This is a genomic window from Escherichia sp. TW09308 (assembly GCF_000208565.1).
Classification (GTDB): Bacteria; Pseudomonadota; Gammaproteobacteria; order Enterobacterales; family Enterobacteriaceae; genus Escherichia; species Escherichia marmotae.
This window is the reverse complement of the sequence record NZ_AEME01000001.1, coordinates 1,074,834-1,087,756: the sequence shown is the minus strand read 5'-3', so window position 1 is coordinate 1,087,756 and position 12,923 is coordinate 1,074,834. Positions and strand designations below refer to the sequence as shown.

Annotated in this window: 12 protein-coding genes and 1 pseudogene; 9 read left to right on the top strand and 4 right to left on the bottom strand. The window is 47.5% G+C overall.

The features are described from left to right. The first annotated feature begins 97 nt into the window (after positions 1-97). The gene (gene dld, locus ESM_RS0105360) at positions 98-1,813 is read left to right on the top strand and encodes a D-lactate dehydrogenase (protein ID WP_000097358.1); all 1,716 of its coding nucleotides are present in this window, start codon (positions 98-100) and stop codon (positions 1,811-1,813) included. A 58-nt stretch (positions 1,814-1,871) separates the two neighbouring features. Here the strand turns inward: dld and mobB are convergent, their stop codons facing one another. Together mobB and mobA are read right to left on the bottom strand one after the other, a co-directional pair. Next, positions 1,872-2,399, bottom strand: a complete 528-nt coding sequence (mobB, locus tag ESM_RS0105355) for a molybdopterin-guanine dinucleotide biosynthesis protein MobB (protein ID WP_000907596.1) — start codon at positions 2,397-2,399, stop codon at positions 1,872-1,874. Further along, positions 2,381-2,965 carry a molybdenum cofactor guanylyltransferase MobA gene (gene mobA / locus ESM_RS0105350; protein ID WP_001052194.1) on the bottom strand — a complete coding sequence of 195 codons (585 nt, stop codon included), beginning with the start codon at positions 2,963-2,965 and terminating at the stop codon, positions 2,381-2,383. Before mobA ends, mobB begins: the two co-directional genes overlap by 19 nt. A gap of 69 nt (positions 2,966-3,034) precedes the next feature. Here mobA and ESM_RS0105345 point away from each other — a divergent pair, with 69 nt between their 5' ends. The 4 genes from ESM_RS0105345 to ESM_RS0105330 all read left to right on the top strand — a co-directional run bounded on the left by ESM_RS0105345 (position 3,035) and on the right by ESM_RS0105330 (position 6,594). Further along, on the top strand, positions 3,035-3,304 hold the full coding sequence (locus tag ESM_RS0105345; protein ID WP_001295263.1) for a YihD family protein: 270 nt from the start codon (positions 3,035-3,037) through the stop codon (positions 3,302-3,304). A 76-nt stretch (positions 3,305-3,380) separates the two neighbouring features. Then, positions 3,381-4,367: a stress response kinase SrkA gene (gene srkA, locus ESM_RS0105340; RefSeq protein ID WP_001065532.1), complete on the top strand. Its 987-nt coding sequence runs from the start codon at positions 3,381-3,383 to the stop codon at positions 4,365-4,367. 16 nt (positions 4,368-4,383) lie between these two features. Beyond that, positions 4,384-5,010: a thiol:disulfide interchange protein DsbA gene (gene dsbA / locus ESM_RS0105335; protein WP_000725337.1), complete on the top strand. Its 627-nt coding sequence runs from the start codon at positions 4,384-4,386 to the stop codon at positions 5,008-5,010. 153 nt (positions 5,011-5,163) lie between these two features. Beyond that, positions 5,164-6,594 (top strand): DUF945 family protein, encoded by a 1,431-nt coding sequence (locus ESM_RS0105330; RefSeq protein WP_010376792.1) that lies wholly within the window; start codon positions 5,164-5,166, stop codon positions 6,592-6,594. A 40-nt stretch (positions 6,595-6,634) separates the two neighbouring features. On the opposite strand, the gene ESM_RS0105325 is transcribed toward ESM_RS0105330, so the two are convergent. After that, entirely contained in the window at positions 6,635-7,567 is a 933-nt protein-coding gene (locus ESM_RS0105325; RefSeq protein ID WP_010376791.1) for an acyltransferase, read from the bottom strand. 363 nt (positions 7,568-7,930) lie between these two features. Here ESM_RS0105325 and polA point away from each other — a divergent pair, with 363 nt between their 5' ends. Next, entirely contained in the window at positions 7,931-10,717 is a 2,787-nt protein-coding gene (polA, locus tag ESM_RS0105320; RefSeq protein ID WP_000249981.1) for a DNA polymerase I, read from the top strand. Between the two features lie 164 nt (positions 10,718-10,881). After that, positions 10,882-10,929: a spot 42 RNA, inhibition of DNA synthesis gene (locus ESM_RS1000000129620; RefSeq protein WP_071892919.1), complete on the top strand. Its 48-nt coding sequence runs from the start codon at positions 10,882-10,884 to the stop codon at positions 10,927-10,929. 186 nt (positions 10,930-11,115) lie between these two features. Here the strand turns inward: ESM_RS1000000129620 and yihA are convergent, their stop codons facing one another. Continuing rightward, on the bottom strand, positions 11,116-11,748 hold the full coding sequence (gene yihA / locus ESM_RS0105315) for a ribosome biogenesis GTP-binding protein YihA/YsxC (RefSeq protein ID WP_001517354.1): 633 nt from the start codon (positions 11,746-11,748) through the stop codon (positions 11,116-11,118). Between the two features lie 233 nt (positions 11,749-11,981). Between yihA and ESM_RS1000000127650 the strand changes: the two are divergent. Further along, positions 11,982-12,209: pseudogene (locus tag ESM_RS1000000127650) on the top strand (hypothetical protein). Positions 12,210-12,327: 118 nt separating this feature from the next. Continuing rightward, positions 12,328-12,837: a Der GTPase-activating protein YihI gene (gene yihI, locus ESM_RS0105310; RefSeq protein WP_001517353.1), complete on the top strand. Its 510-nt coding sequence runs from the start codon at positions 12,328-12,330 to the stop codon at positions 12,835-12,837. Positions 12,838-12,923 lie beyond the last annotated feature (86 nt).

The following is a 12,923-nucleotide window of genomic DNA, read 5'->3' as shown; positions in this document are numbered from 1 at the left end:
TTTATTGTCTGAATTTTCAAAATATTCACTCGCTGAATTGTCGTACAAGGCGCTATTCTAGTTTGTGATGTTTTTTCGCCACCACAAGGAGTGGAAAATGTCTTCCATGACAACAACTGATAATAAAGCCTTTTTGAATGAACTTGCCCGCCTGGTGGGTCATTCACACCTGCTCACCGATCCCGCAAAAACGGCCCGCTATCGCAAGGGCTTCCGCTCCGGTCAGGGCGACGCGCTGGCCGTTGTTTTCCCAGGCTCGCTACTGGAGTTGTGGCGGGTACTGAAAGCCTGCGTCACCGCTGACAAAATTATTCTGATGCAAGCCGCCAATACCGGCCTGACCGAAGGCTCCACGCCAAACGGTAACGATTATGATCGCGATATCGTTATCATCAGCACCCTGCGACTCGACAAACTGCACGTTCTCGGCAAGGGTGAGCAAGTGCTGGCATATCCTGGCACCACGCTTTATTCGCTGGAAAAAGCCCTGAAACCATTGGGGCGCGAACCGCACTCGGTGATTGGTTCATCCTGCATTGGCGCATCAGTCATCGGGGGGATCTGTAACAACTCCGGCGGCTCGCTGGTACAGCGTGGTCCGGCGTATACCGAAATGTCGTTGTTCGCGCGCATTGATGAAAACGGCAAACTGACGCTGGTCAACCATCTGGGGATTGATCTGGGCGAAACGCCGGAGCAGATCCTCAGCAAACTGGATGACGATCGCATCAAAGATGACGATGTACGCCACGATGGCCGCCACGCCCACGATTATGATTATGTTCACCGCGTGCGTGACATCGAAGCCGACACCCCCGCACGTTATAACGCTGACCCGGATCGACTGTTTGAAGCCTCCGGCTGCGCCGGTAAGCTGGCGGTATTCGCGGTACGTCTCGACACTTTCGCAGCAGAGAAAAATCAGCAGGTGTTTTATATCGGCACCAATCAGCCGGAAGTCCTGACTGAAATCCGCCGCCATATTCTGGCCAATTTTGAAAATCTGCCGGTTGCCGGGGAATACATGCACCGGGATATCTACGATATCGCGGAAAAATACGGCAAAGACACCTTCCTGATGATCGATAAACTTGGCACCGACAAGATGCCACTCTTCTTTAATATCAAAGGGCGTACCGATGCGATGCTGGAAAAAGTAAAATTCTTCCGCCCGCATTTTACCGACCGTGCGATGCAGAAATTCGGCCATCTGTTCCCCAGCCATTTGCCCCCGCGTATGAAAAGCTGGCGCGATAAATATGAACATCATCTGCTGTTAAAAATGGCGGGCGATGGCATTGGCGAAGCCAAATCCTGGCTGGTGGATTATTTCAAACAGGCGGAAGGTGATTTCTTTGTCTGTACGCCGGAGGAAGGCAGCAAAGCATTTTTGCACCGTTTCGCAGCAGCAGGTGCGGCAATTCGTTATCAGGCGGTGCATTCCGATGAAGTCGAAGACATTCTGGCACTGGATATCGCTCTGCGTCGTAATGACACCGAGTGGTATGAGCATTTGCCGCCGGAGATCGATAGCCAGTTAGTGCATAAACTCTATTACGGCCATTTTATGTGTTACGTCTTCCACCAGGATTACATCGTTAAAAAAGGTGTGGATGTGCATGCGTTGAAGGAGCAGATGCTGGAACTATTGCAGCAGCGCGGCGCACAATATCCCGCCGAACATAACGTTGGTCATTTGTATAAGGCACCGGAGACGCTGCAGAAGTTTTATCGCGAGAACGATCCGACCAACAGTATGAACCCGGGGATCGGTAAAACCAGCAAGCGAAAAAACTGGCAGGAAGTAGAGTAAATACGGCTGGATGCCTGATGCAGAAACGTTTGCCACGTCTTATCCGACCTACTCCTGCTTATTCAGCCTGCTGACTCATCCACCCAACAACAAAATCAGCCAGCCCCTCAATATCATTAATGTCCAGTAACGCGACATCAACATTAAGCGGTATATCGCTGGCCACAGCAATGACATGCCTGTCTATCACCAACTCTTCCGGTCGATGTCCGGCCCCATCGCGAAACAGCACAATCTTCGCGATCTCTTCATGTTTGAACCCTTCAACCAGAATCAAATCCAGCTTTGAGTCATCCATCCGGCTTGCGAGAAAATGCAAATCCAGTTCTTCTGCGTTTGGGGTTTCTGTCATCAAAGCCCAACGCTGCTGGCTGGCAACGATGGTTTGTGCCGCTCCGGCCTTGCGTAGCTCATAGCTATCTTTGCCCGGCTTATCAACATCCATATCATGATGCGTATGCTTAATAAGACCCGGACGGATCCCTCGTGCGCACAATACCGGAATAAGTTTTTTTAACAGTGTGGTTTTGCCGGTGCCACTCCATGCAGCAAAGGCGAGTAAAGGGATTATTGTCTTTCCTGCCATCGGGCAAGCTCCTCTGGCGTATTTACGTTAACAAATGCCTCTTTACGATCGCTGAAATCAACAGCATGACCGCCAGCAAGATTCATAAAGGCCATCACCCGGCGCTCTCCGGAATGCAGATATTCCTGCAATAATGGCTCAATAGTGCGATTTACCAGGGCAATAGTTGGATGATCCCGCTCGCCGTCATGGACCCACACTACAGATGCATCTTTTCGCTGATGATAAAGTCGGGAGGCTAAATCCTGGGGGATATAAGGCGTATCACACGGACAAAACAGAAACCACTCATCAGCTTCTTGCTGCATTACTGAAAGCATTCCCGCCAGAGGGCCTGGGTAATCTGCCAGTGAATCCTCAATTACTTTCAGACCGCTTAATCGGTAGATTTCCTGATGGCGATTGGCATTAACCACAACGTGAGATAACTGCGTCATTAGCGCGTCAGCGACATGCCACCACAGCGGTTTGCCGTTTAATTCAAGTAATCCTTTATCTACGCCGCCCATGCGTCGGGCTTTACCGCCTGCCAGCACCACGCCTGTTATCGTCGTCATCAGATTCACCAATATCGCCTCTTTTATTGTGGGATTGACCCTGCTAACGTGTCTGTCTCAAGAGTAAGGAGCATCACTATGAAATGTAAACGTCTGAATGAAGTTATTGAACTCCTCCAGCCAGCCTGGCAAAAAGAGCCAGACCTTAACCTGCTGCAATTTTTGCAGAAATTGGCGAAAGAGTCAGGTTTTGACGGCGAACTGGCGGATTTGACGGATGACATTCTAATCTACCACCTGAAAATGCGCGATTCCGCAAAAGATGCGGTGATCCCGGGTTTGCAGAAAGATTATGAAGAAGATTTCAAAACGGCGCTGTTACGCGCACGTGGCGTAATTAAAGAGTAAAAGCTTGTAAGCGGCACCAACAAAATCATCGTGAAATGATATCCTTCATCATTCGTAATGTTTTCCGGATGATGGGATGAACAACAGCGCTTTTACTTTCCAGACACTACACCCGGACACCATCATGGACGCTCTGTTTGAGCAAGGGATCCGGGTGGATTCCGGTCTTACCCCACTTAACAGCTATGAAAACCGAGTCTATCAATTTCAGGACGAAGAGCGTCGACGCTTCGTCGTTAAATTTTATCGTCCTGAACGTTGGACAGCCGACCAAATCCTCGAAGAACATCAATTTGCGTTACAACTGGTAAACGACGAAGTTCCAGTCGCCGCGCCGTTAGCCTATAACGGTCAAACTTTATTGAATCATCAGGGATTTTATTACGCTGTTTTTCCAAGCGTCGGTGGTCGTCAATTCGAAGCCGACAATATTGATCAGATGGAAGCGGTGGGGCGCTATTTGGGGCGGATGCACCAGACGGGGCATAAACAGCTTTTTATCCATCGTCCGACTATTGGCCTGAATGAATATCTTACTGAGCCACGTAAGCTGTTTGAGGACGCCACACTAATACCTTCCGGGTTGAAGACCGCATTCCTGAAAGCGACAGATCAACTGATTGCCGCTGTTACAGCGCATTGGCGGGAAGATTTCACCGTTCTGCGGCTACATGGAGACTGCCACGCTGGAAATATTCTTTGGCGCGATGGTCCGATGTTTGTCGATCTGGATGATGCGCGCAATGGCCCAGCGGTACAGGATCTGTGGATGTTACTCAATGGCGATAAAGCCGAGCAGCGGATGCAATTGGAAACTATTATTGAAGCTTATGAAGAATTTAGCGAGTTCGACACCGCTGAAATCGGACTGATTGAACCTTTACGCGCCATGCGTTTGGTTTATTATCTTGCCTGGCTGATGCGGCGTTGGGCTGATCCCGCGTTCCCGAAAAATTTCCCGTGGTTAACCGGGGAAGATTACTGGCTGCGACAGACGGCGACTTTTATAGAACAGGTAAAAGTTCTACAAGAACCCCCTTTACAATTAACACCTATGTATTAATCGGAGAGAGTAGACAATGAAAAAGATTTGGCTGGCGCTGGCTGGTTTGGTTTTAGCGTTTAGCGCATCGGCGGCGCAGTATGAAGATGGTAAACAGTACACCACCCTGGAAAAACCGGTTGCTGGCGCGCCGCAAGTGCTGGAGTTTTTCTCTTTCTTCTGCCCGCACTGCTATCAGTTTGAAGAAGTTCTGCATATTTCTGATAACGTGAAGAAAAAACTGCCGGAAGGCGTGAAGATGACCAAATACCACGTCAACTTCATGGGTGGAGACCTGGGCAAAGATCTGACTCAGGCCTGGGCAGTGGCGATGGCGCTGGGTGTAGAAGACAAAGTTACTGTTCCGCTGTTTGAAGGCGTACAGAAAACTCAGACTATTCGCTCTGCATCTGATATCCGCGATGTATTTATCAACGCAGGTATTAAAGGTGAAGAGTACGACGCGGCGTGGAACAGTTTTGTCGTTAAATCTCTGGTCGCACAGCAAGAAAAAGCGGCCGCAGATGTGCAATTGCGTGGCGTTCCGGCGATGTTTGTTAACGGTAAATATCAGTTGAACCCGCAGGGTATGGATACCAGCAATATGGATGTTTTTGTTCAGCAATATGCTGACACAGTGAAATATCTGTCTGAGAAAAAATAATTCATTGTGAATTACATAAGGCCCGTGAATACTCGCGGGCTTTTTTATTTTTAAATAAATATAAATACTTTCTGATAATGCGTCCAGTTGCTGGACATTATTTCATCATAAGTGGATATTCAAACTTTTGCTGTTTTATCAGGGAATATCTATATGATACGTAAGTCAGCTACGGGTGTAATTATTGCGTTAGCCGTTATCTGGAGTGGTGGTACATGGTACACTGGCACGCAAATTCAGCCGGGTGTCGAAAAATTTATTAAAGATTTTAACGATGGGAAAAAGAAAGGTGAACATGCCTACGAGATGACGGCAAGCTATGAAAACTTTGAAAAAGGTTTTTTTAATTCCCATTTTCAAATGCTAATTACATTTGATAACGGAGCTCCAGATCTCAATATCAAACCAGGCCAGAAAGTTGCATTTGATGTGGATGTTGAGCACGGCCCGTTTCCCATCATGATGTTAATGCATGGTAATGTCATCCCTGCTCTGGCGGCTGCAAAAGTGAAATTAGTGAATAATGAACTGACACAGTCGCTATTTATCGCTGCGAAAGATAAATCGCCCGTCGAAGCATCATTGCGATTCGCATTTGGTGGCTCATTCTCTACGATATTAGATGTTGCTCCTGCAGAGTATGGTCAGGTATCCTTTGGTGAAGGCCAGTTTACTTTTAGCGGCGATAATAGTTCATTGTCTAACCTGAATATTGAAGGAAAAGTCGAAGATATCACTCTGAACTTATCGCCGATGAATAAAGTAATAGCAAAAACCTTTACTGTGAACTCCCTGACAAGACTGGAAGGAAATAAATTTCCGATTGGTGAAAATGAGTCAAAATTTAATCAGGTCAGCATTATCAATCGTGGTGAAGAGGTTGCCAAAATTGATGTATTCATAGCCAGGACAACGCTTGAGCGTGTTAAAGATAAAGACTTTATCAATGCTAATCTGACTTATGGTATTGAGAAATTAACCAAAGGAAATCAGGCGCTAGGTAGTGGTCAATGGTCGCTGATTGCTGAATCTATCGACCCAACGGCAGTTCGTCAATTTATCATTCAGTACAATATTGCGATGAAGAAGCAGTATGCAGCACACCCTGAGTTAGCTAACGATCAAAATGCGCAAGAAGAAGTGAATGCTGCGTTGTTCAAAGAGTCTTTACCGCTATTACAAAAAAGTGAACCGGTTATTAAATTACCGATTAGTTGGAAAAATACAGTCGGAGAACTTAACGCTAATCTGGATATCAGTATTGCTGATCCTGCTAAATCATCATCGGCCACAAATAAAGATATTAAATCACTCAATTTTGACGTGACTTTACCGCTTAATGTCGTCACTGAAATATCAAAGCAAATTAATTTATCTGAAGGAATGGATGCTGAAAAAGCCCAGAGGCGGGCTGATAAACAAATTAGCGGAATGATGGCGTTAGGTAAGATGTTTCAGTTAATCACCATTGATAACAATATCGCCTCACTGCAACTGCGTTATATGCCAGGTAAAGTTGTTTTCAATGGGCAGGAGATGAGTGAAGAAGAATTTATGTCTCGTGCAGGGCGTTTTATTCATTAAAATGATGCCTCGCCTCTGCTAATTCAGAGGCGAGTAAAACTTACTTATTCTGATGCTGTGATGACATCAGAGATGTCAGAAGCCGGTCTTTTTCCTGCCACAGTGAGTTCAGCCACTGCTGAAAATGGCGTTTAAAACCTTTGTCATTGATATAGTCGCCATGCAACTCCTCAGCAATGGGCTGTAAATCCACATGCACGACAATTCGTGTCAGTTTGCCACTTAACATATCGAAGAATGGTTGGCGATTATTGTCCGGATAACACAGCGTAACGTTGAGTAATTTATCGAATTGTTTACCCAGCACATTCAGTGCCATCGCAATACCGGCAGCTTTTGGCGGCAGAAGATTTTGAAATGCCGAATGGGTTTTTTGATGTTTCTCTTGCGTGAAACGGGAGCCTTCAACAAAATTCACAATAGTGGTGGGATGCTGACGAAACTTCTCGCATGAGCGCCGAGTGGTTTCAACATCTTTACCACGCCGCTCCGGATGACGTAATAAATAAGCGCGGGAATAACGCTTCATAAACGGCATATCCAGTGCCCAACACGCCAGGCCAAGAAAAGGCACCCAGGCAAGTTGCTGTTTGAGGAAATATTTATTCATCGGAATGTGCTTACGAAACAGCACGCACAGTACGACAATATCTGCCCAGCTACGATGATTACAAATAAGTAGATACCAGTTCTTTTTACTTAACCCCTCCAGCCCGTGAACTTCCCATTGCAGGTGTGGGTTAAGGTGCAGCAAACACGCCAATCCTTCACACCAGCAATACATCATAAAATCACAAAAGCGTGAAACCTTTCGCCAAATTACTGGTACAGGTAACAACAGTTTTACGATCCCGGCAATGATGATCGGGACAGAACAAAAAATGGTGACCAAAATGGTCAATACGATACTCAGCAAAAGGGTTATCGTAGCGAGTATTCTCGTCATAATTAATTTATTCAAAAAGTTAGCCATAGACAGTGCGCGAAAGAAGCGCAAGGCGCAGATTTTAGCAGAAAACGATCCAAATAACGGATGATCCTTAAATAGAAAAATAAATCATATCTATCCACATTATAAAAAATCCCTTTTTCTCAATTGTTCATTGAGGGGATATTTTTAACTTCATGAAAGTAAACGATAAATATTATGCTGTAAAAAGCATGAGAATAAATTAAAAGCGATGTAAATAATTTATGCACAAAGTTATCCACATGGGGATTAGCGAGCGATCCAGAAGATCTACAAAAGATTTTCACGAAAAGCGGTGAAAAACTCATGTTTTTATCCCGTCTGTGGCATCCTTTACCCATAATCTGATAAACAGGCACGGACATTATGGTTCAGATCCCCCAAAACCCACTTATCCTTGTAGATGGTTCATCTTATCTTTATCGCGCATATCACGCGTTTCCGCCGCTGACCAACAGCGCAGGCGAGCCGACCGGTGCGATGTATGGTGTCCTCAACATGCTGCGCAGTCTGATCTTGCAATATAAACCGACGCATGCAGCGGTGGTCTTTGACGCCAAGGGAAAAACCTTTCGTGATGAACTGTTTGAACATTACAAATCACATCGCCCGCCAATGCCGGATGATCTACGAGTGCAAATCGAGCCTCTGCATGCGATGGTTAAAGCGATGGGCTTGCCGTTGCTGGCCGTTTCTGGCGTAGAAGCAGACGATGTTATCGGCACTCTGGCACGCGAAGCAGAAAAAGCCGGTCGCCCGGTACTGATCAGCACCGGTGATAAAGATATGGCGCAACTGGTAACGTCAAATATCACACTCATCAATACCATGACGAATACGATCCTTGGCCCGGAAGAGGTCGTGAATAAGTACGGTGTACCGCCGGAACTGATTATCGACTTCCTCGCGCTGATGGGCGACTCTTCAGATAACATCCCTGGCGTACCGGGCGTGGGTGAAAAAACCGCGCAGGCACTGCTGCAAGGTCTTGGTGGGCTGGATACGCTGTATGCTGAGCCGGAAAAAATTGCTGGCCTAAGCTTCCGCGGTGCGAAAACAATGGCGGCGAAGCTCGAGCAAAATAAAGAGGTAGCATATCTTTCTTACCAGTTAGCGACGATTAAAACTGATGTTGAGCTGGAGCTGACCTGTGAACAACTGGAAGTGCAGCAACCGGCGGCTGAAGAGTTGTTAGGGCTGTTTAAAAAGTATGAATTCAAACGCTGGGTTGCCGATGTTGAAGCAGGCAAGTGGTTACAGGCCAAAGGGGCGAAACCGGCCACAAAGTCGCAGGAAACCATTGTTGTCGACGAAATGCCGGAAGTGACTGCGACGGTGATTTCTTACGACAATTACGTCACCATCCTTGATGAAAATACGCTGAAAGAATGGATTACGAAGCTGGAAAAAGCGCCGGTATTTGCTTTTGACACCGAAACCGACAGCCTCGATAACGTCTCTGCCAACCTGGTGGGGCTATCTTTCGCCATCGAGCCAGGTGTGGCGGCGTATGTACCGGTTGCTCATGATTATCTCGATGCTCCCGACCAGATCTCTCGCGAGCGCGCCCTCGAACTGCTGAAACCACTGCTGGAAGATGAGAAGGCGCTGAAGGTTGGGCAAAATCTGAAATACGATCGCGGCATTCTGGCGAACTACGGTATTGAGCTGCGTGGAATTGCCTTTGATACCATGCTGGAGTCCTACATTCTCAACAGTGTTGCCGGGCGTCACGACATGGACAGCCTCGCGGACCGTTGGTTGAAGCACAAAACCATTACTTTTGAAGAGATTGCCGGTAAAGGTAAAAATCAACTGACTTTTAACCAGATTGCCCTGGAAGAGGCCGGACGCTATGCCGCCGAAGATGCGGATGTCACCTTGCAGTTGCATCTGAAAATGTGGCCGGATCTGCAAAAACAAAAAGGACCGTTGAACGTCTTTGAAAACATCGAAATGCCTCTGGTGCCGGTGCTTTCGCGCATTGAACGTAACGGTGTGAAGATCGATCCGAAAGTTCTGCACAATCATTCAGAAGAACTCACTCTGCGTCTCGCGGAGCTGGAAAAGAAAGCGCATGAAATTGCTGGTGAAGAATTTAATCTTTCTTCCACCAAGCAGTTACAAACCATTCTGTTTGAAAAACAGGGGATTAAACCGCTGAAGAAAACACCGGGTGGTGCGCCGTCAACGTCGGAAGAGGTGCTGGAAGAGCTGGCACTGGACTATCCATTGCCGAAAGTGATTCTGGAGTACCGCGGTCTGGCGAAGTTGAAATCGACTTACACCGACAAGCTGCCGCTGATGATCAACCCGAAAACCGGGCGCGTGCATACTTCTTATCACCAGGCGGTGACTGCGACAGGGCGCTTGTCGTCAACCGATCCTAACTTGCAAAACATTCCGGTGCGTAACGAGGAAGGTCGCCGTATCCGTCAGGCGTTTATTGCGCCAGAGGATTACGTGATTGTTTCTGCGGACTACTCGCAGATTGAACTGCGCATTATGGCGCATCTCTCACGTGATAAAGGCTTGCTGACCGCCTTCGCAGAAGGAAAAGATATCCACCGGGCAACGGCTGCAGAAGTGTTTGGTTTGCCACTGGAAACCGTCACCAGCGAACAACGTCGTAGCGCGAAAGCGATCAACTTTGGCCTGATTTACGGCATGAGTGCTTTCGGTCTGGCGCGCCAGTTGAACATTCCGCGTAAAGAAGCGCAGAAGTACATGGATCTCTACTTTGAACGCTATCCAGGCGTGTTGGAGTATATGGAACGCACCCGCGCCCAGGCGAAAGAACAGGGGTACGTTGAAACGCTGGACGGACGCCGCCTCTATTTGCCGGATATTAAGTCCAGCAATGGTGCGCGCCGTGCCGCGGCAGAACGTGCAGCAATTAACGCGCCAATGCAGGGCACCGCGGCCGATATCATCAAGCGGGCGATGATTGCCGTTGATGCGTGGCTCCAGGCCGAGCAACCGCGTGTGCGTATGATTATGCAGGTACACGATGAACTGGTGTTTGAAGTTCATAAAGATGATCTCGATGTGGTCGCGAAGAAAATCCATCAGTTGATGGAAAACTGTACCCGTCTGGATGTGCCGTTGCTGGTGGAAGTGGGAAGTGGCGAAAACTGGGATCAGGCGCACTAAGATTCGCCTGAGCAAGCCTTTTTTTCGAAGTAAGCAACATAACTCGCCACATTTTGTGATGACTATTAGAAATTCCTATGCAACAACTGAAAAAAAATTACAAAAAGTGCTTTCTGAACTGAACAAAAAAGAGTAAAGTTACTCGCGTAGGGTACAGAGGTAAGATGTTCTATCTTTCAGACCTTTTACTTCACGTAATCGGATTTGGCTGAATTTTTTAGCCGCCCCAGTCAGTAATGACTGGGGCGTTTTTTATTGCACGAAAGAAAATATCCGTATTGTCTGATTCGCTACGCGTATCAGGTTTATTGTGAATAACAACTTATTGAATTTTCTTCACTTTAAAGGCCGGATAAGGCGTTTATACCGCATCCGGCACCAGCACAAGGGCAAGAAAATTATTCGCCGCTCTGTGCCTCTTCGACAGGCTGCATCTCGCTAAACCAGGTATCCAGCTTCTGACGCAGCTTATCCACACCTTGCTTCTTCAGAGAAGAGAATGTCTCTACCTGCACATCACCGTTAAACGCCAGCACCGCTTCACGTACCATATTCAATTGCGCTTTACGTGCACCGCTTGCCAGTTTGTCCGCTTTGGTCAGTAGCACCAACACGGCGATATTGCTGTCTACCGCCCACTCAATCATCTGCTGATCCAGATCTTTCAGCGGATGGCGAATATCCATCAGTACCACCAGGCCTTGCAGGCTCTGACGTTTTTCCAGGTATTCCCCTAATGCGCGCTGCCATTTACGCTTCATCTCTTCCGGAACTTCTGCGTAGCCATAGCCCGGCAAATCGACCAGACGTTTGCCGTCAGCCACTTCAAATAGGTTGATAAGCTGGGTGCGTCCTGGCGTTTTCGAGGTACGCGCCAGGCTTTTCTGGTTAGTCAGCGTGTTCAGCGCGCTGGATTTCCCTGCGTTGGAACGGCCTGCAAAAGCCACTTCGATTCCGGTATCGGAAGGTAAGTGGCGAATATCAGGCGCACTCATCACAAAATGCGTCTGTTGGTAATTCAAATTAGTCAAAGCGGTCGTCTCCATCAGTCAAAGCGTTGCGGCGATTATACCTGAACCACAATAAAAGACGGATTTTTCGGGGGAGTGGTGTAAGTAAAAACCATATGCTTTGTGAGACATTGCCGATCATTTTTATGCGAAATCGTAGAGAAAATTCTGCGATGCATGTCAAATAGGTCAAAGAAATCAGGTGATTAGTTTTATACAATAATCTGAAAATGAGTAAATACTGATGATAGTTTATTGTTTGTTTGGTGCAGAAGCGTAAAGTAGCACCCATAGAGCGAGGACGCTAACAGGAAGATGACTCAGGATGAGGGTCAGGAGCGCCAGGAGGCGAAGACAGAGGATTGTCAGGAAGACAAACGTCCGGAGACGTAATTAAACGGAAATGGAATCAACACGGAATGTTCTGGCTAATGGAAAAACAGGGTGTGTTGGCGGCCTGCAAGGATTGTAAGACCCGTTAAGGGTTATGAGTCAGGAAAAAAGGCGACAGAGTAATCTGTCGCCTTTTTTCTTTGCTTGCTTTCTGTTAGATTCCGCCGCAAATCTATACTGAATAAAACGGCTAAAAGACGAACTATTATGAAACCATCATCTTCAAACTCACGCAGCAAAGGTCACGCAAAAGCGCGTCGAAAAACACGCGAAGAGCTGGATCAGGAAGCTCGTGACCGCAAGCGTCAGAAAAAACGTCGTGGTCATGCGCCCGGCAGTCGTGCAGCGGGCGGTAGCGCTACATCGGGCAGTAAAGGCCAGAACGCACCGAAAGATCCACGCATTGGCAGTAAAACCCCTATTCCATTGGGTGTGACTGAAAAAGTCACCAAACAGCACAAACCGAAGAGTGAGAAACCTATGCTTTCACCGCAGGCGGAGTTGGAGTTACTGGAAACGGATGAGCGTCTGGATGCGCTGCTGGAACGTCTGGAAGCGGGCGAAACCCTGAGTGCCGAAGAGCAATCCTGGGTTGATGCTAAACTGGATCGAATTGATGAGCTGATGCAGAAACTCGGCCTCTCTTATGACGACGATGAAGAAGAGGAAGAAGACGAGAAGCAAGAAGACATGATGCGTCTGTTGCGAGGCAACTAACGGGTTGCCACTGTGGGCCTTCCCGTTCTGCTGATAACCCTTCCGGTTATATGTTATCTGGTGTGGTTATTCGTTAAACTACAGCG